The 19,718-nt window shown below is 63.9% G+C and carries 14 protein-coding genes; all 14 read left to right on the top strand.

Annotated features, from left to right (window positions below; all coding sequences use genetic code 11):
- Window positions 1-167: 167 nt before the first annotated feature.
- The 14 genes from LC092_RS00070 to LC092_RS00005 all read left to right on the top strand — a co-directional run bounded on the left by LC092_RS00070 (window position 168) and on the right by LC092_RS00005 (window position 19,341).
- A complete protein-coding gene (locus LC092_RS00070) occupies window positions 168-1,202 on the top strand; it encodes a putative 2-aminoethylphosphonate ABC transporter substrate-binding protein (protein ID WP_224803814.1) in 1,035 nt (344 codons plus the stop codon).
- 89 nt (window positions 1,203-1,291) lie between these two features.
- On the top strand, window positions 1,292-2,476 hold the full coding sequence (locus tag LC092_RS00065; RefSeq protein ID WP_412103510.1) for a putative 2-aminoethylphosphonate ABC transporter ATP-binding protein: 1,185 nt from the start codon (window positions 1,292-1,294) through the stop codon (window positions 2,474-2,476).
- Complete coding sequence (locus LC092_RS00060) at window positions 2,473-4,185, top strand: putative 2-aminoethylphosphonate ABC transporter permease subunit (RefSeq protein WP_224803810.1); 1,713 nt, start codon at window positions 2,473-2,475, stop codon at window positions 4,183-4,185. Before LC092_RS00065 ends, LC092_RS00060 begins: the two co-directional genes overlap by 4 nt.
- Window positions 4,186-4,447: 262 nt before the next feature.
- A complete protein-coding gene (locus LC092_RS00055) occupies window positions 4,448-6,115 on the top strand; it encodes a Na/Pi cotransporter family protein (RefSeq protein WP_224803808.1) in 1,668 nt (555 codons plus the stop codon).
- Window positions 6,116-6,310: 195 nt separating this feature from the next.
- Window positions 6,311-7,504 carry a 2-aminoethylphosphonate--pyruvate transaminase gene (locus LC092_RS00050; RefSeq protein ID WP_224803806.1) on the top strand — a complete coding sequence of 398 codons (1,194 nt, stop codon included), beginning with the start codon at window positions 6,311-6,313 and terminating at the stop codon, window positions 7,502-7,504.
- Between the two features lie 39 nt (window positions 7,505-7,543).
- Window positions 7,544-8,797, top strand: coding sequence for a phosphonoacetate hydrolase (gene phnA / locus LC092_RS00045; RefSeq protein ID WP_224803804.1), 1,254 nt, complete (start codon window positions 7,544-7,546; stop codon window positions 8,795-8,797).
- Between the two features lie 132 nt (window positions 8,798-8,929).
- Window positions 8,930-10,384 carry a phosphonoacetaldehyde dehydrogenase gene (phnY, locus tag LC092_RS00040; RefSeq protein WP_224803802.1) on the top strand — a complete coding sequence of 485 codons (1,455 nt, stop codon included), beginning with the start codon at window positions 8,930-8,932 and terminating at the stop codon, window positions 10,382-10,384.
- A gap of 99 nt (window positions 10,385-10,483) precedes the next feature.
- Window positions 10,484-11,872, top strand: coding sequence for an aspartate aminotransferase family protein (locus LC092_RS00035; RefSeq protein WP_224803800.1), 1,389 nt, complete (start codon window positions 10,484-10,486; stop codon window positions 11,870-11,872).
- Window positions 11,873-11,882: 10 nt separating this feature from the next.
- Window positions 11,883-12,722, top strand: coding sequence for an EamA family transporter (locus LC092_RS00030; RefSeq protein ID WP_224803797.1), 840 nt, complete (start codon window positions 11,883-11,885; stop codon window positions 12,720-12,722).
- A 301-nt stretch (window positions 12,723-13,023) separates the two neighbouring features.
- The gene (locus tag LC092_RS00025; RefSeq protein ID WP_224803795.1) at window positions 13,024-13,434 is read left to right on the top strand and encodes a hypothetical protein; all 411 of its coding nucleotides are present in this window, start codon (window positions 13,024-13,026) and stop codon (window positions 13,432-13,434) included.
- 233 nt (window positions 13,435-13,667) lie between these two features.
- Window positions 13,668-14,222, top strand: a complete 555-nt coding sequence (locus LC092_RS00020) for a cupredoxin domain-containing protein (protein ID WP_224803793.1) — start codon at window positions 13,668-13,670, stop codon at window positions 14,220-14,222.
- 17 nt (window positions 14,223-14,239) lie between these two features.
- The gene (locus tag LC092_RS00015; protein ID WP_224803791.1) at window positions 14,240-16,003 is read left to right on the top strand and encodes a copper resistance system multicopper oxidase; all 1,764 of its coding nucleotides are present in this window, start codon (window positions 14,240-14,242) and stop codon (window positions 16,001-16,003) included.
- 9 nt (window positions 16,004-16,012) lie between these two features.
- Complete coding sequence (locus LC092_RS00010; RefSeq protein ID WP_224803789.1) at window positions 16,013-16,750, top strand: copper resistance protein B; 738 nt, start codon at window positions 16,013-16,015, stop codon at window positions 16,748-16,750.
- 788 nt (window positions 16,751-17,538) lie between these two features.
- On the top strand, window positions 17,539-19,341 hold the full coding sequence (locus LC092_RS00005; protein ID WP_224803787.1) for a DEAD/DEAH box helicase: 1,803 nt from the start codon (window positions 17,539-17,541) through the stop codon (window positions 19,339-19,341).
- The last annotated feature ends 377 nt before the right edge of the window (window positions 19,342-19,718 follow it).

The raw sequence follows: 19,718 nt of genomic DNA, 5'->3' as shown, positions 1-19,718 counted from the left end.
AATACATCGATTCATTCGATGCGTTCTATTAGAATTAGCGATTTGACTTATGGTAATGATCGGTCGTTTGCTGGTGGTGTAAGGTTCCGCGTGTCGCATAGCGGCAAACAACAACAAGCAGCCGGACTTGCGCGCCTTACTCACCTTCACCGCATGGGGAGCCACAAATGGGAACGGTATCAAAGACTTTCGGACGCGTGGTCGGTCTGGCGGCCGCCGCCGCGCTTGCGACAACGCTTAGCGTTTCGGCGCGCGAGACAATCACCGTCTATACGGCGGTCGAACCGGAGGAACTTCAGGGGTTCGCGGAAGCCTTCCAGGCTGACAATCCGGACTACGAGATCCAGTGGGTCCGCGATTCCACCGGCGTTGTCACCGCGAAGCTTCTGGCGGAAGGAGAGAACTCGCCGGCCGACATCGTCTGGGGTCTTGCCGCCACCAGCCTGCTGATGATGGCCGAGCGCGGCATGCTTGAGCCCTATGCCCCGGCGGGCGTGGAGAAGCTGTCGCCGGCCTTGATGGACAAGCAGGACCCGCCGCGCTGGGTCGGCCAGCGGGCATGGGTCGCGTCGGTTTGCGTCAACACCTATGAGGCCGAGGCCAAGGGCCTGCCGATGCCGGCGACCTGGGAAGACCTGACAAATCCGGTCTACAAGGGACACATCATCATGCCGAACCCGGCCTCCTCGGGCACCGGCTTCCTCGATGTGTCGAGCTGGATGCAGATCTGGGGCGAGGAAAAGGCCTGGGACTACATGGACCGGCTGCACGAGAACATCGGCATCTATTCTCATTCCGGCTCGGCGCCCTGCAAGATGGCCGGGCGCGGCGAATATCCCATCGGCATTTCCTTCGCCTACAAGGGCGCGCAGCTCAAGGGTGAGGGGGCTCCTGTCGAGGTGGTCGCCCCGTCCGAAGGCCTTGGCTGGGATCTGGAGAGCTTCGCCATCCTGAAGTCGGCCAAGAACAAGGCCGGCGCCAAGGCGCTTGCCGACTGGTCGGTTACCGAACGGGCCAACCGGATGTACAACGAGGCCTATGCCGTCGTGGCGATGCCAGGCATCGCCACCCCTGTCGAGCATTTTCCCGCCAACATCGAGGAAAAGATGATCGACAACGACTTCGCCTGGGCGGCGGAGAACCGGGCGCGTATCCTGGAAGAATGGGAAAAGCGGTACGGCTCGAAGTCCGCTCCGAAATAAGGCGGTTCGCCGCTGTCCGGCCGGCCTTGCCGGCCGGACCTTTTTCACGACGCACTCCATTCATTCGGAAGGACTCGCCGCTCATGAACATGGCAGCGAAACGCCCCAACCGTGTCCGTCCGGCTGCATTTGTTGCTCCGCAAGATGCGCCCAGCCACGATGCGTTTCTTGAAATTCACAACGTATCCAAGCGATTCGGTGATTTTCACGCGCTGACGGACATTTCCCTGACAGTCGAACGGGGAACCTTCGTCTGCTTTCTTGGCCCGTCCGGATGCGGCAAGACCACCTTGCTGCGGTCGATCGCGGGACTGGAGCGACAGAGTTCCGGCCGGATCATCCAGGACGGGCGCGACATCTCGAACCTGCCGCCATCCCAACGCGACTTCGGCATCGTGTTTCAGTCCTACTCGCTGTTCCCGAATCTGACGGTCAACGCCAACGTCGGCTACGGCCTCGTCAACCAGGGACTGCCGAAGGCGCAGATCGCCGCGCGGGTCCAGGAGCTTCTGGAGCTCGTACATCTTCCGTCTTCAGGGCCCAAATATCCCGCGGCGCTGTCCGGCGGCGAACAGCAGCGCGTGGCATTGGCGCGCGCGCTTGCGATGCAGCCCGGCTTGCTGCTTCTGGACGAACCGCTCAGCGCCCTCGACGCCAAGGTGCGCGTCGATCTTCGTCATGAAATGAAGCAGCTTCAGCGTCGCCTCGGCGTGACCACCATCATGGTCACCCACGACCAGGAAGAGGCCCTGGCGCTGGCCGATGTCGTGGTGGTGATGAGCAAGGGCAATATCGAGCAGGTCGGCACGCCGATGGAGGTCTATGCCAATCCGCAAAGCGCCTTCGTCGCGGACTTCGTCGGTCACATGAACTTGCTGCGCGGAACCGTGCAGCCCGATGGAACGGTGCGGATCGGATCGCGCACGCTGAGCCTCGACTCGAACCAGGTCGAGGGCCTGAGCGGCGACGTTCTGGTCAGTTTCCGGCCCGAAGACGTGATGTTCCGCGGTCTGGACGCTGCAACCGACAATCAACTGCAGGGCTATATCGAGAGTGTCGATTTCCTCGGTGCCTTCAGTCGCGCCCGAGTGCGGGTGGATGGGTTCGACGGCGCGGTCTTCGAGGCGGACCTTTCGGCCAACATGCTGCGCGACTTCGGCGTCGACGCCGGCAGCACCCTGCCGCTTGCCCTGCCGCGCGACCGGATCTGCATCTATCCCGGCAACGAACGCACCGCCGGGCTCGTCAAAACCTCCGGGGAGGGACGGGCATGAGCACGCAGGGTTTGGAGGCAACTGCGAGCCCGGCGTTTCCCTCGGTCGACCGGGGACGTCTGGTGTCGACCCTCGGCGTGCTGGTCGGCGTCGCGCTGCTGCTGGTCTTCGTGGCCGCCCCGCTGATCACGATCTTTCTCAAGAGCCTGCAAAATGACAGCGGGACCTTTGTCGGACTGGACAATTTCGTCCGCTATTTCTCCTCCGCCGGACTGATCCAGTCGCTGTACAACTCGGTGCAGATCGCGCTGACGGTCACCGTGATCGCCTGCGGCCTTGCCTTTTGCTACGCCTATGCGCTGACCCGCACCTGCATGCCGTTTCGCGGCCTGTTCCGTGCCATTGCGATGATCCCGATCCTTGCGCCGTCGCTGCTGTCGGCCATCGCGCTCATCTATCTCTTCGGCAACCAGGGGATGATCCGAGAGCTGCTCTTTGGCAATTCCGTCTACGGACCGATCGGCATCGTGCTCGGCATCACCTTCTATGTGTTTCCGCATGTGCTGATGATCATGGTCACGGCCCTGTCGAGCGCGGATGCGCGGCTGTACGAGGCGGCGGAGGCCATGGGGACCTCGCGCTGGCGGGTCTTCTGGACCATCACCGTTCCCGGTGCCCGCTATGGCCTGATCAGCGCCGGCTTCGTTGTCTTCACGCTCACGATCACGGATTTCGGCGTCCCCAAGGTGATCGGCGGAAACTTCAACGTGCTGGCAACCGACATCTACAAGCAGGTGGTCGGCCAGCAGAGCTTTTCCATGGGCGCGGTCGTCGGCCTGATCCTGCTGTTTCCCGCCATCCTCTCGTTTTCGGTCGACCGGATCGTGCGCAAGCGCCAGGTGGCGCAGATGTCGGCGCGCGCCGTGCCCTATGTGCCGCAACCGAGCAAGGGACGGGACCGGGCTTTTTTCGTCTTTTGCTCGCTGGTCTCCGTGTTCCTGATCGGCATTCTCGGGACGGCGGTCTTCGCATCCCTGGTGACCTACTGGCCCTACAACCTCAGCCTGACCCTGGCGCATTACGACTTCAACGCCGTCGATCCCAACGGCTGGAGCTCCTTTACCAACTCGCTGGAAATGGCGGCCTGGACGGCTCTGATCGGCACCTGCGTGATCTTCCTAGGCGCCTATTTCGTGGAAAAGGCCGATACGTTGCCCTTCGCCCGCGGTCTCCTGCACATGCTGGCGATGATCCCGATGGCCGTGCCCGGCCTCGTCCTTGGCCTGGCCTATGTCTTCTTCTTCTCAACGCCAACCAATCCGCTCAGCGGCATCTATGGCACAATGGCGATCCTCGTCCTGTCGACGGTCGTCCATTTTTACACCGTGGCGCATCTGTCCTTCGTGACCGCGTTGAAACAGCTCGACAAGGAGTTCGAGGCTGTCTCGGCATCGCTCAAGGTCCCCGCCTACAAGACGATGCTCCGGGTGCATGTGCCGATCTGCCTGCCGCTGATCCTCAATGTCGCCATCTATCTCTTCCTCAACGCGATGACGACCGTATCCGCAGCCGTGTTCCTCTATGCGCCCGATACGAAACTGGCGTCGATTGCGGTGCTGAACATGGATGATGTCGGCGATCAGGCCCCGGCGTCGGCGATGGCGATCATGATCGTGCTCACCTCCGTCAGCGTGAAACTCCTGCAGGTGGTGGTCACCCGGTCTCTGCTCGCGCGGTCAAGCGCCTGGCGAAATCGCGATACGGCCTGACAGCTTTGCCAAGGTCCGGGCTGCCTCAATACAGCCCGGACCGGCAGCCACGATGGATGCGGATCCGAATCATGCGGCGCGGCGTCGGGTGCGGGATCGGGCCTGAGGCAACCGAATGAACGCAGGCGAGACCAGACGAGCGGTCGCGCTTCACCCCTGGCCCGGAACCGGTTCTTTCCGGTGACGCGCGAAACAGCGCATCCGGTCAAGCGATCTCCGGTTCGGGATCGCGGCGGTCGGGAACAACAAGAAGGACTGGGTCATGACTGTTTCGCTGATGCTTCTGCATCTGGCGGGGGCGGTGACGCTCCTCCTGTTCGCCGTGCGAATGGTGCGCACCGGCGTGGAGCGGGCGCATGGCGCCGGGCTTCGCCGCGCCATCGGCCGGGCGCGAACCGGGGCGGTCAAGTCGGCCGCCATCGGCGTGGGGGCGGCCGTCGTGCTGCAGAGTTCCACCGCGGTGGCGATTTTGGGCGCGGGTTTCGCGGCGAGCGGACTGCTGCCGCTGTCCGTCGGCCTTGCGTTGATGCTGGGCGCGGACCTCGGCTCCGCGCTGGTGGTGCGGATTCTCTCCTTCGACATTTCCTGGCTGATGCCGATCGCGCTGGTCGTCGGCGGCGGTCTTTTCCTCAAGGGCCGAAACCGCGAGCAGCGCCAGACCGGGCGCATCCTGATCGGCATCGCGCTCGTGCTGCTGTCGCTCCGGCTGATGGGCGAGGCGACCGCCCCGCTGCGGGAGGGGAGCTTCTTCTCGCTGGTCGTGGATTATCTGTCCGGCGATCTCCTGACCGGGTTCCTGCTCGGCGCCCTGTTCACCTGGGCGGTGCATTCCAGCGTCGGTGCGATTCTCCTGTTCGTGACATTGGCCGCGCAACAGGTTCTGCCTGCGGAACTCGGTATCGTGCTGACACTCGGCGCGAACTTCGGCGGCGGGCTGATCGCGCTCGGGCTGACAAGGGGCGGGGCGCTGGAATCGCGGCGCATCGTGGTCGGCAACATGCTGTTTCGCGGCGCCGGTGCCTTCACTGCCCTGGCGGTTCTCATCGCCTTCGACCCGCCCCTCGCTCTGCTCGGCGCCACGGCGGCGGAACAGATCGTCAACGCCCACGTCCTGTTCAATGCCGTTCTGGTGATTGTCGGCCTGCCGCTCTGCCTGCCGATGTCGCGGGCGGTCCAACGGGTGCTCGCCGCCCCGACGGAGACCGAAGGGACGCTGGCCGAGACCCGTATCAGCGCGCTGAAGCGCGAGGCGATCGACGTGCCGAATCTCGCGATCGCCGGAGCGACCCGGGAGCTGATCGGCATGGGCGAGACCGTTCAGCGGATGCTGACCCCGGTGATGGAGCTTTATGAAAGCGGATCGCCGGCCCGGATCGCGCAGACCCGCGCGCTCGACGACGAACTCGACAAGGTCCAGGCTGACATCAAGCTCTACCTTGCGGAAGTGGCCCGCAAGCGGCTCGACACCGCGGATGTGCAGCGGTGTTTTGAACTGACCGGCCATGCGATCAGCCTCGAGCACGTTGGCGACATCATCGTCAAGGATCTCTTGTCCCTGGCGGAGAAGAAGCGCGACCGGCGGCTGCGCTTCACGCCCGACGGCTGGCGCGAACTGACCGACCTGCACCAGCGGGTGCTGGCGAACCTGCATCTCACGCTCAATCTGCTCGTCTCGGGAGACCGGGAGACGGCGCGCCAGATCGTCGAGGAAAAGGACCGTTTGCGCCAACTGGAGCGCGACAGCAGCTCCCGCCATCTGGCGCGTTTGCGCGAGGGCAGCATCGACGCCATCGAGTCGAGCGAAATCCACCTGGAGACGATCCGGCACTACAAGCAGATCAACTCCCTGGTGGCGACGATTGCCTATCCGATCCTGCGCGAAAGCGGCGAATTGCTCGACAGCCGGCTCTCCACGACGGCCGCCGAATGATGTATAAGTAGAATCGTTCAAAACCATCTGAAATAGCGATTTTACAAATAAACATCCCCCGCGCATCATCTCCAGTGCGAGGTGGCCGGAACGAGACCGGCCTACCGGACCGAGATTGGACGCAGCCCCGCCGGTAACGGGGCAGGGCTGCGGTTTCCCGTTCTGGCCGACTTTCTTGCCTGGAGGCTTTGTTCCATGTCGACCGATTACACGCCGGCCGCGATGCCTGCTCCGCTGTGCGGAGAACCCTATCTCCTGACACCCGGGCCCTTGACCACTTCGCATGAGGTGAAGAAGGCGATGCTGCGCGACTGGGGGTCCTGGGACGACGATTTCCGCGCCATGACGGCGCAGATGCGCAAAGAGCTTCTGTCTCTGATCGGCCCCGGCGGCGCGGACTACGACTGTGTGCCGATGCAGGGCAGCGGTACCTTTTCGGTCGAGGCCATGCTCGGCAGCTTCCTGCCGCGCGACGGCAAGGCGCTGGTCCTGAGCAATGGCGCCTATGGCAAGCGGATCGTCCAGACGCTCCAGTATCTGGGACGGGATTTCGCCGAGATCGACAAGGGCGACTATCTGCCGCCGCGCGGCGAGGAGGTCGCAAAGGCATTGCAGCAGGACCCGGCGATCACCCACGTCGTCATCGTTCATTGCGAGACCAGTTCGGGCATTCTCAATCCGCTGAAGGAAATTGCCGACACGGTCGCCGCGCACGGCCGCAAGCTCCTGGTCGACAGCATGAGCGCCTTCGGCGCCGTGCCGCTGGAAGTCGGCGAGATCGCCTTCGAGGCAATGGTCTCCTCGGCCAACAAATGCATCGAGGGCGTTCCGGGCTTCGGCTTCATCATTGCGCGCAAGTCGGCGCTCGAGGCGGCCAAGGGCGTCAGCCAGTCGCTCAGTCTCGACGTGCATGCCCAGTGGGCGCATATGGAAAAGACCGGCCAGTGGCGCTATACGCCGCCGACCCATGTGGTCGCCGCCTTCGTGGAGGCGCTGCGCCAGCATCGCGAGGAAGGCGGCGTCGCCGCGCGGCTCGCCCGCTACACCGCCAACCGCGACACGCTCGTTTCCGGGATGCGCGAGCTCGGGTTCGAGACGCTGCTCAAGGACCGTTGGCTGTCGCCGATCATCGTCACCTTCTTCAATCCCGATGATCCCGCCTTCGGCTTCCAGGACTTCTACGCAAGGATGAAGGCCAAGGGCTTCGTCATCTATCCGGGCAAGCTGACGGTGGTGGACAGTTTCCGCGTCGGCTGCATCGGCCGGATGGACCCGGACGTGATGCGCCGGGTGGTGGCGGCCGTCGCCGAAAGCCTTGAGGAAATAGGCGTCAAGAGCGCCGTGCCGCCGCGCATCGCGCTGGAAGAGCGCACCAAGCTCGTCGCCTGATCCCAGATCTCCCAATCACAAGAAAGCACAAGCGTTTCCATGAACCAGATGTCAAAATTCCCCATCCAGGTCAACGACCGCGCCTATCCGCGCCCGAATGTGCCGGCGATCGCCATTTGTCTCGACGGTTGCGAGCCGGCCTATCTGGATGCGGCCATCGACGCCGGCCTGATGCCGACGCTGAAGCGCATCCGCGAGACCGGAACCGTGCGCACAGCCCATTCCGTCATCCCGAGCTTCACCAACCCGAACAATCTGTCGATCGCGACCGGCCGTCCGCCTGCGGTGCACGGCATCTGCGGCAATTATCTGTTCGATCCGGACACGGGCGAAGAGGTGATGATGAACGACCCGCGGTTCCTCCGCGCGCCGACGGTGTTCAAGGGCTTCTACGATGCCGGCTGCCGGGTCGCGGTGGTGACCGCAAAGGACAAGCTGCGCGCGCTGCTGGGCCATGGCCTGGCCTTCGACGAAGGCCGCGCGATCTGCTTTTCCTCGGAAAAATCCGACACCACGACCAAGGCCGAGCACGGCATCGACAATGCCAGCGCGTGGCTCGGACGTGAGGTTCCGGAAGTCTATTCGGCGGAACTCTCCGAGTTCGTCTTTGCCGCCGGCGTCAAGCTTCTCGCCGAGTTCAAGCCGGACGTGATGTATCTGACCACGACCGACTACGTGCAGCACAAATATGCGCCGGGCGAGCCGCAGGCCAACGCCTTCTACGAGATGTTCGACCGCTATTTGACCGAGCTGGACGCGATGGGTGCCGCCATCGTCGTCACCGCCGACCACGGCATGAAGCCGAAGCACACGGCCGACGGCAAACCGGACGTGATCTATCTGCAGGACCTGTTCGACGACTGGCTGGGCAAGGACGCGGCGCGGGTGATCCTGCCGATCACCGATCCTTACGTGGTGCATCACGGCGCGCTCGGCTCCTTCGCCACCACCTATCTGCCCGAAGGCGCGGATGTCGCCGACCTGATCGCGCGGCTGTCGGCGATCGAGGGCATCGATCTCGTGGTCGACCGGGACGAGGCCTGCCGGCGGTTCGAACTGCCTGCGGACCGGATCGGCGATCTGGTGCTGATCTCGTCGGAGAACAAGACGCTCGGCACCAGCGCGTCGCGCCACGACCTGTCGGCGCTCAAGGAACCCTTGCGCAGCCATGGCGGTCTGACCGAGCAGGCGGTGCCTTTCATTGTCAACCGGGTGGTGTCGGACCTTGGCGCAGCGCCGGAGCTGCGCAACTTCGACGCCCTTCAGATCGCAGCAATGGCCGCGGCCAGCTAGGCCGCCGCGCGACACGGGGCTGCCTTGGCGTCAACGCACGATGCGAAGGCAGCCGATCCTCTAGTGCGCGCGCAGCTTGCGTGACCTCGGACGAACCGGCCGGGCCGCAGGGTGCTTCAGGGAGTGACGGATATGAACAAGAGCGAACGCGGCCTTGCGCTGCGCCACGAACCGATGCGCATCGCCGGCCGCAAGGTCGACGCCGACGGCGTGATCGAGGTGCGCTATCCCTATACCGACGCCGTGATCGGCACGGTGCCGGCGGGTCAGGCCGCCCATGCCCGCGAGGCCTTCGCCATCGCCGCGGCCTATAAGCCGACGCTGACGCGCTATGAACGCCAGCAGATCCTGTTTCGCGCCGCAGAGCTCCTGGTCGAGCGCAAGGCGGAGATTGCGAAGACGATCACGCTCGAACTCGGCATTTCCCAGAAGGACGCCTTCTACGAGGTCGGACGGGCCTATGACGTGTTCACCCTGTCGGCGCAGATGTGCATCATCGACGACGGGGAGGTGTTTTCCTGCGACCTGACCCCGCACGGCAAGGCGCGCAAGATTTTTACCACCCGCGAGCCGCTCAATGCGATTTCCGCGATCACGCCCTTCAACCATCCGCTCAACATGGTGGCGCACAAGGTGGCACCGGCGGTTGCGACCAACAATTGCATTGTCGTCAAGCCGACGGAACTGACGCCGATGACCGCGCTGATGCTGGCCGACGTGCTCTATGACGCGGGCCTGCCGCCGGAAATGCTCTCCGTGGTGACGGGCCTGCCCAAGGATATCGGCGCGGAGATGATCACCAATCCGGAGATCGAGCTGGTGACCTTCACCGGCGGCGTGCCGGTCGGCAAGATGATCGCCGAGACCGCCGGCTACAAGCGCACGGTGCTGGAGCTTGGCGGCAACGATCCGCTGATCGTGCTCGACGATCTGGGCGAAGAGGATCTGGCCAAGGCCGCCGACCTGGCGGTCGCCGGCGCGACCAAGAATTCCGGCCAGCGCTGCACGGCCGTGAAACGCATTCTCGCCCAGGAGAAGATCGCAGACCGGCTGGTTGAGATGATCGAGGAGCGGGCGCGCAAGATCGTCTTCGGCGATCCGATGGACCCGGACACCGATCTCGGCACTGTGGTTCATGCCGGGGCCGCGGAAATGTTCGACGCGCGCGTCGCCAAGGCGGCCGAGGAGGGGGCAAAGGTGCTCTATCATCCGGGCCGCGAGGGCGCGCTGCTGCCGCCGATCGTCGTCGATCACGTGCGCCACGGCAGCGAGCTGGTGCTGGAGGAAACCTTCGGACCCGTCATTCCGGTCGTGCGCGTCCCGGGCGACGACGCGGACATGATGGCGATTTCCAACTCCACCGCCTTCGGCCTGTCGTCTGGCGTTTGCACCAACCGGATGGACCGGGCGACGGCCTATGTGAAGGGGCTCAATGTCGGCACAGTGAACATCTGGGAGGTTCCGGGCTACCGGATCGAGATGTCGCCGTTCGGCGGAATCAAGGACAGCGGCCTTGGCTACAAGGAAGGCGTGATCGAGGCGATGAAGAGCTATACCAACATCAAGACCTTCTCCCTTCCCTGGTGAGGAGCGGCCGCGCCTGGCGCCTGGTCCCGGTCCTCGCGGCGTCACGGCGTCGCGAGGACCGTTTCTGTTGAGTGAATCGATTGCGAGGGGAATAGCGCGATGGCGGCGAACCACGACAGCGCAGATAGTGGTGCGGTTGCGAAACGGGCGCATACCGAAGGCGAGGCCAACACTTCCGCCGCGCGCGCGGCCTGGCGGGCGGCCAGCCGGCACGACGCCACGGATGCGCTGCTTGAGCGCGACGCGGAGGCGTTTCTCCATCAAAGCCTGTCGTCGCCATGCCTGTCGGCGATTGCCAGGGCCGAAGGCATCTGGATCGAGGATATGGCCGGCCGTCGTTTCATGGATTTTCACGGCAACAGCGTCCATCACATCGGCTATGGCCATCCCCGGCTGAAGGCGGCAATCAAGGCGCAGATGGACGCGCTTCCCTTCGCGCCGCGCCGCTTCACCTGCGAGCCCGCGGTGGAGCTTGCTGAAAAGCTCGCACGCATCGCGCCGGGCGGCCTTTCACGCTGCCTGTTCACCACCGGCGGATCGGACGCCAACGAGGTCGCGCTCAAGATCGCCCGCGCCGCGACCGGACGGTTCAAGACGGTCTCTTTCTGGGATGCGTTTCACGGAGCGGGGTTCGGTGCCGCGAGCGTAGGCGGAGAGCACACGTTCCGCTCCGGCATCGCCGGACCGTTGCTTCCGGGCGCAGAACATGTCGCGCCCTTCGCCTGCTACCGCTGTCCCTACAATCACGCCGGGCCCGAGACCTGCGGTCTCGCCTGCGCGAGGATGGTCGACTACGTGCTGGAGCGCGAGGGCGATGTCGCGGCGGTGATCGCCGAGCCGATGCGCGCCGTTCCCTATGTTCCGCCTCCGGGCTTCTGGAAGGCGGTGCGCGAGGCCTGTACCCGGCGCGGCGTGCTGCTCATCTTCGACGAGATCCCGACAGGGCTCGGCAAGACAGGGCGCTATTTCGCCTGCGAACACGACGAGGTCGTTCCCGATATCCTGGTGCTGGGAAAGGCGCTCGGCGGCGGCATCCTGCCGATTGCCGCGGTGATTGCGAATTCCGACCTGAATGTCGCAGGCGACTATGCCATAGGCCACTACACCCATGAAAAAAACCCGGTGACCGCGCGTGCGGCCCTGACGACGCTTGAAATCATCGAGGATGAGGGGCTTGTGGAGCGCTCCGCAAAGCTCGGCGCCCATGCGATGACACGGCTTCACGAGGATCTGGCGGGCAACCCGATCGTCGGCGACATCCGGGGCAGGGGGCTGATGTTCGGCGTGGAAATCGTCACCGACCGGGCGGAACGCACACCGGGCAACGATCTTGCGGAAGCGATCTACTACCGCTGCCTCGACGCCGGCCTCAGTTTCAAGATCTCGCAGGGCTGCGTCTTGACGCTGTCACCGCCGCTGACGATTGCGCGCGCGGAGCTCGACCGGGCGCTCGACATCGTGCGCGACGCCATCCGCGCCGTTTGCTGAGGCGCAAGGAGTGTCCTCTTTCGCGCTTGCGCTCGTTCTCACCGCCGCGGTTCTTCATGCCGCCTGGAACGCCATGGTCAAGGCCGGCAGCGACCGGGCCCTGATCCTCGCCTGCGTCGCCATTGCGCATACGATTGTCGGCGCGGCAATGATCGCCGTCGCGCCGGCGCCAGCGCCGGAAAGCTGGCCCTATATCGCTGCCTCGGCGGCGCTGCACTACCTTTATTACATCCTGCTGTTCCTGGCCTACCGGATCGGCGACCTATCGCAGGTCTACCCGATCGCGCGCGGCCTTTCTCCGCTGCTGGTCAGCATCGGCGCCTTTCTCTTTGCCGGCGAACTTCTGTCGCTCCCGGCCGCCGCCGGTATTGCGTTGATCTCCGGCGGCATCGCGCTCTTGTCCTTCGTCGGACGACGCGCGCCGACGGCGCAGCCGGCAGCGCTTGCGGCAGCGGTGTCCACCGGCGTGGTGATCGCAAGCTACAGTCTCGTCGACGGTATCGGCGTGCGGCTGTCGGAAAGCGCATTCGGTTATACCGGCTGGCTGTTCGTGTCGGAGGCTCTGGTGGTCGCGGTTGTCGCCCGCCGGCGCTGGGGGCAGTTGCGACCGATGGCGCGGCCAATCGCGACCTACACGCTTCTGGCCGGCGTCAGCGCCGTCAGCGCCTATGCGCTGGTGATCTATGCAAATCTTCTGGCACCGCTCGGCGCCGTTTCCGCGGTCCGCGAGGTCAGCGTCGTGGTCGCGGCAGGGATCGGCGTCCTGATCTTCGGGGAGCGGCCGTGGAAAAGCCGGGTGTTCGCCGCCGCCGCCGTCACCGCCGGCGTGGTTTTGCTCGCCGCGAATTGAGCCGCTGACGGCAGAAGCCGGCAGGTAAGCGCTGGAAAGTTGGGGAGGGGAAAAGGTCCAGCTCTTTCAGCCTGAATTCCGCAACGCGTCGTGTCGCGCACCAACGGATGGGGTAGCAACGCCTCCCGCCGTCGCGCCCGTGCGAAACGGCGTGCAAAAGAAGGCGGAGCCCTGTTTTGAGCGCTCCTGACCGCGGACCCAGGTGAAAATTGCCAAGCCCTCATAGCGGCACAATGCCGCAGCGCCCGCATTCCGCAACAAATCCATTGTCCGCGAAACAGCGGAATGTTACGTAGCGATCATGAGAAATCTGTTTTACATCAGCGCCAATTTTCGGCGTTTTTTCAGCGGCTTCGTTGCTGTTGCATTTCTCATGGTAAGCATTGGTGTCGGCCACACCATGCCGGCGCCCGAAGCGTATGATCGCCCGCTTGAAGTGATCTCGTTTATCGAGGCTTCCTGTGACGCCGGACTCTCGCAGCCCGCGGATTGTGCCGAAAGCGCTGCACAGCAGGACCAAGGGCACCCCGCGAAAAACGCGGCCTTTGGAAACTGCTGCGTCATTTCCTGCTCTCCGACTGTTGTCGTCGCCGCCACTGCGGAAGCCGTCGTCATCGACTTTTCTGTTGTGCGACTGTTCGTTCCTGTTGACGTGTTCGCTGGCTCGAACGCGCCGGACGGTCTTTTCCGGCCTCCCCGCGCGCGCGCTTAATCTCCGCGCGGCTGCCCTGCTCGGCCGGGTTACGGACTTCGAGACCCTTACGTTCCTGCTGACTTAGGTCTGTGCCGGTTCCGGCGCAGCAGGTTCGCAAGTGCGCCATCGCACGCCCCGTCTCCCTTCCAATCCGCTTGTCGCGCCGCCGGAGATGTTCTCACGGCCACTGGAGGTGTGTGTTCTCAAACAGCCTCGACACTCTCATGAATGTGACAATCAGGATTCCCAAAATGTCGAAAATGCTCCCGAATCTTCTCCGCATTTCTCTTCTCGCCGGCTTCACGGTTATCGCGGTCTCAAACGCCGCTTTCGCATCTCCCGGTCACGGCCTGCCGTTCGGCGAGCCCGCCAAGGCCTCGCAAGCAACGCGCACGGTGACGATCACCATGCGCGACAATCTTTTTACGCCCGAAAGCCTGACCGTGAAGCCGGGTGAGATCATCCGTTTTGTCCTCGTCAACAAAGGCGAGCTTCTTCACGAGTTCAATATCGGTACGCCGGCCATGCAAGCCGATCATCAGGATGAAATGGCGAGGATGATGGAGAACGGCATGCTGACGCCGATGGGCATGAACCAGGACATGTCGACGATGGACCATTCCAAGATGAGCGGCATGAAAATGGAAGACATGAAACACGACGACCCCAACAGCATTCTGGTCGAGCCAGGCAAGAAGGGGCAATTGACCTGGAAGTTCACGAAGCCGACCAAGCTCGAATTCGCTTGCAACATCCCGGGTCACTACGAGGCCGGCATGGTCGGCCCCATCAAATTCGCGAAATGATGGCGGTGGAACACACAATGACAAAGCGATTTACCGAAATCTCGCGACGGAATGTGCTCAAGCTCGCCGGAGCGGCAGGCGTAGCCGGCACCCTCGCCGTCTACCCCGGCCGCCGCAGCTTCGCGTCCTCGACGAAGGAGTACACCCTGAACGTCGATGCAGATCGCATCGCCATCGACGGTATTGGCAGCAATGCCATCCTGATGGGAGGGTCCGTGCCAGCGCCGACGATGCGCTGGCGCGAGGGCGACGAGGTCGTGGTCTATGCGACCAATCGTCTGAAAGTGCCCACGTCCATCCACTGGCACGGCCTCCTCATCGAAGGCGTCATGGACGGCGCACCCGGCTTCAACGGCTATGTCGCCATCCAGCCGGGTGAGACATACACGTACCGCTTCAAGCTGCGTCAAGCCGGCACCTACTGGTACCACAGTCACTCCGCGATGCAGGAGCAGCTGGGAATGTACGGCGCCATCGTCATCGAGCCGTCCGGCCGCGAGCCGGTCCGGGCGGACCGCGACTACGTCGTGGTCCTATCGGACCACACGCAGGAAGACCCGAAGCGCGTGCTGTCCAATCTGAAGGCCGATTCCGGCTACTACAACTACGGGAAAAGGACCCTTATCGACTTCTTCCGAGATACGAACCGCGACGGGTTCAATACCGCTTTAAAGGATCGCCTCGCCTGGGGCGGCATGCGGATGGACCCGACCGATCTCGCGGACGTCACCGGATACGCCTTCCTGATCAACGGCCGCGGACCGAAAGACAACTGGACCGCCCTGTTCAATCCTGGCGAGCGTATCCGCCTGCGGTTCATCAACGCATCGGCGATGAGCTTGTTCGACGTCCGTATACCGGGACTTGCCATGACCGTGTTCTCGGCCGACGGGCAGAACGTGCAGCCGGTTCGTGTCGACGAGTTCCGCGTCGGCGTCGGCGAGACATATGACGTCATCGTGCATCCACGCGATGACAAGGCCTTCACGATCTTCGCAGAGCCGACCGATCGTTCGGGCTATGCGCGGGCAACCTTGGCGCCACGTGAGGGGATGCACGCCGCAATTCCCGAGCAGCGACCTCGCACGATCCTCAGCATGGCGGACATGGGCATGGACCACGGTTCGATGGCGGGGATGGACCACGGCTCGATGACCGGCGGTGCCATGTCCGGCGATGCCATGTCCGGCGGCGCCATGATGGGGGGCATGGATCACGGTGCGATGGCCGGGATGGACCACGGCTCGATGACTGGCGGTGCGATGTCCGGTGGCGCCATGGGCCATGCCGGGGCGGCAGGCGAGGGCGAAGAACGCCGCCCCTCCGGCTGGGCCGATGCAGGCACACCGCCGGGGAGGAAGGCTTTGAACTATGCCGACCTGAAAGCGTCGACGCCGAACCCGGACACTCGTGAGCCGAACCACGAGATCGAAGTGCGGCTGACCGGCATCATGGAACGGTACATATGGACCCTGAACGACCGTCCCTTCGGAAAGGACGAACCAATCCGTGTGGCCTATGGGGACCGGGTGCGCTTGACCTTCGTCAACACGACGATGATGGCGCACCCCATGCACCTGCACGGCATGTTTGTCGAACTGGAGAACGGCCAGACCGACCGCAAGCCGCGCAAACACGTCGTCATGGTGCCTCCCGGCAAGACCGTTTCTGCGGTGTTGACCGCGAACGAGCCGGGCGATTGGCCGTTTCACTGCCACCTGATCTATCACATGGAAGCTGGGATGATGACGCGTTTCATCGTCGAGCCTGAAAGCGCGTGAGGCAGAAAGATGAAAACGATAATCGAGCGATACAATTCTCGAAAGAGATACGCGTTTATTACCGGCATTCTTCCTGCTCTCTTCCTGTTCGCTCCGGTCGCCTCCGCAGAGCCCGGTCAGCTGTTCACCTTCTTTCAGGCCGAGCAGTTCGAATACCGGGCAAACGACGGAGGAGGTAGCTTCAACTGGGACGCCCAAGGATGGATCGGGACCGACGACCACAAGGCCTGGCTAAAGACGGAGGGCGAAAAGCCGACGGACGGGCGACTGGAAAAGGGAGAATTCCAGTTGCTCTACAGCCGGCGGATTTCGAATTTCTTCGATGCGCAGGTGGGGGTGCGCTATGACATCGAACCCGGCCCGGAAAGGGGGTTCGGCGTCTTCTCACTGCAGGGACTGGCGCCCTACTGGTTCGAAGTCGGTGCGTCCGCCTTTGTCAGCAACGAAGGCGAGGTTTCGGCCCGCTTCGAGGCCGAATACGACCTCCTGATCACTCAGAAGCTGATCCTGCAACCAACGGCCGAGGTCAACCTTGCAGTCCAAAGCGTACGGGAGCGGGGGATCGGCTCCGGCATCAACGATGTCGAGCTCGGGCTTCGTCTCCGCTACGAAATCGAGCGAAGGTTCGCGCCATATATCGGCATCAGTTGGGAGCGCAAGCTCGGCGAGACGGCTGATTTCGCACGGGACGAGGGGGAAGAAATCGACAACCTCTCCTTTGTCACCGGCATACGCTTCTCATTCTGAGGGAGAGATTCGTATGTTTTCGAGACTGTTACCCGCTTTCTCGATCATACGTCTTCCCGGAATGACGGCGGCGTTCAGCCGATCAATGTGGGCTTCAACGAGGACGCATCGGTTGCGTTCGACGAGCCTGGCATCTTTGGTGTGAAATGCACGGCCCATGTCGGAAGCTTCTGATCTCCTGAGGCTCGAACACATCAGGAGGGGTGCCCAGCAGGCACCCCTCCGTGTCCCTGGAAAGCAGCGTCGCCGACCCAGCGGTCCTCTCGCTCAGGACGCGCATCATGGCGTTCAATGCGACGCGCGATCAGGCGCGCATCAACGCCGACCGCGCGGACCGTGACCGTATAAGCAGGACAGACTGTCACGCCGGACAAACCCGACCGGCTCGCGGCGATCGCACGCCGCCAGATACGTGGAAAATTCCTTGGATTGCCGCGCGCCCCTCCGCGAGCACGACCGCAGCACATCAAGGTCGCCAGGCGCGAGGTGTGGATCACGATCTCGCGCTTGCTCTCGTCCCTCACGGCCGCAGTTCTTCATGCGGCCTGGAACCTCATGGTCAAGACCGGGAGCGACCGTGTCCCGATTCCTGCCCGCGTCGCCATCGCGCACACGGTCGCCGCCGTGGTGTTGGACGTGTGAACGACCGCTTCTGGCCGAGCGGAGGGGCGGGGGCGAGGTGTTTTGGCGTCGGATCAGCCGGCCAATCGGGAGAGCCTGGAAAACTAACGCTGCCCAAAGCGCATGCGCTATGATATTCGGCTGCCTTCCCCATTAAGATGGTATCCATGACGCCGAAAACCGACGCCCCCCACGCATCCCCGACCGCCGCCATACATCCGGCTCTCGCTTCCGCCCTCGCGACGAAGGGCTACAGTCAACTGACGCCGGTTCAATTGGCGATGACGAACGAGGAGTATGGCGACGCCGACCTTCTCGTCTCGGCGCAGACAGGATCGGGCAAGACGGTTGCCTTCGGCATTGCAATCGCGCCGACCCTGCTTGGCGACGCGTCATGCTTCGACACGGCGGGCGCGCCGCTGGGGCTGATCATCGCTCCGACGCGCGAGCTCGCCATTCAGGTGAAACGCGAGCTCGACTGGGTCTACGCGGAGACGCAAATCAGGATCGCGACCTGCGTGGGCGGCATGGATATCCGCAATGAACGCCGTGCCCTCGACCGTGGCGCGCATCTTGTCGTCGGCACGCCCGGGCGCCTGCGCGACCACATCACGCGCGGAGCGCTGGACCTTAGCGCCATTCGCGCGGTGGTGCTCGATGAAGCCGACGAAATGCTGGATCTCGGGTTTCGCGACGACCTGGAATTCATCCTCGGCGCATCGCCAAGAGAGCGCCGCACCTTGCTGTTCTCGGCAACCGTACGGCACGGCATCGCCGAACTGGCCAAAAGGGTGCAGACCAATGCGGTGCGCGTCGCGACAACCGCGCCCACCGAACAACATGCCGACATCGACTACCAGTTGATGATGGTGCGTCGCCACGAGCGGGAACACGCCATCATCAACACGCTGCTGGAGGCCGACAGCAAGAGCGCCCTGGTGTTCTGTCATACGCGTGAAGCGGTGCGCCATCTGACGGCGCGCCTCGTCAATCGTGGCTTCTCGGTGGTGTCGCTATCGGGGGAGATGGCGCAATCGGAGCGGTCGAACGCGCTGCAATCCATGCGCGACGGACGCGCGCGCGTCTGTGTGGCGACCGATGTCGCTGCGCGCGGCATCGACCTTCCCAGTCTCGATCTCGTCGTCCACGCCGACCTGCCGAGCAACCCGGAGACCCTTTTGCATCGGTCCGGGCGAACCGGTCGCGCCGGTCGAAAGGGCATCTGCGTGCTCATCGTCCCGGAAAACCGGCGCGGTGCGGCGCAGCGCGTGTTGGCACTGGCAAAGCTGACCGCGACCCTGCGTGCGGCGCCCGGCATTGCGGAGATTGAGGAGCGCTATCGCCGGCAGATCCTCGAGGCTGCCGCCTCGGCCGCGCTGCCCGAGGAGGCGGAGGCGGAGTTTGTCGCCGAGTTGCTGGAGCGGGCCGGACCGCAGCGCATTGCAGCGGCATTCCTTCGCCAGCAACTGGCGGCGCACCCCGTTCCCGAAGACCTCTTGCCGCTTCCCCCGGAAGCCTTGCAGAGCAGGGGACCCGCTCGCGTTCCCCGCTCCGCGGAAAAACATGCGTCGCCTCGCGAGCCGCGCGGCCCGGATATGGAAGGCGGTGTCTGGTTCACCATCTCGCTCGGGCGCAGACATCGCGCGGATCCGAAGTTCCTGCTGCCGATGATCTGCAACGCCGGTGGCGTCACGAAGCGTGATGTCGGCGCGATCCGGATCGACGATACAGAAACCCGGTTCGAGATTTCCGGCGACAAGGCAGGCAGCTTCGCGCACCAGATCAGGCAGCCTGGCAGCGTGGAGAAGGGCATCCGGATCGCGCCGGCCGGCGAGGTTCGCGCAACGCCGAGGCCGGCAAAACCGAAGTTCAAGCCGGACAGCAAGCCGCCCCGCAAGCCGGCGGCACCGGACAAGGGCCGAGGCAAGCCCTCAAAGCACAAGAGCGGCAAACCGAAACGCTCCGGTTGATCGGGGCGTTGCCGCGCCGCGCCGGCGCTTTCGCCGCGACACGCGGGGAGGGGGCGGTCTTGCGGGGCAGGGCCGCTGAGGCCGATCGCGCGCTTGGATCTGACGGCGCGGGAAACGCTTCCGCGCCATCGCAGACGGCGAATACCCAAGCGAATCGAGAAAGCCAGACAGGTCGGGTGCTGAAGGCTACCGGCGCAGGGCGATTGACGGAAATCCGCCTGCTCGGCTGCTGCCCGACCTGAGAGATAGGTGACAGTCCGTTCCGGACACATAGGTAACACTTTCCGCTTTTTCGGGAGGTGTCGATGCCGTGGCAAGAGGTGTCCAAAGTGGAGGAACGTCTTCGTTTCGTCGCGCGTCTTCTTGATGGAGAAGGC

This window comes from Stappia stellulata (genome assembly GCF_020176715.1).
GTDB lineage: Bacteria > Pseudomonadota > Alphaproteobacteria > Rhizobiales > Stappiaceae > Stappia.
Note: the sequence above shows the minus strand (reverse complement) of the source record. Positions and strands in the feature narration are given on the sequence as shown.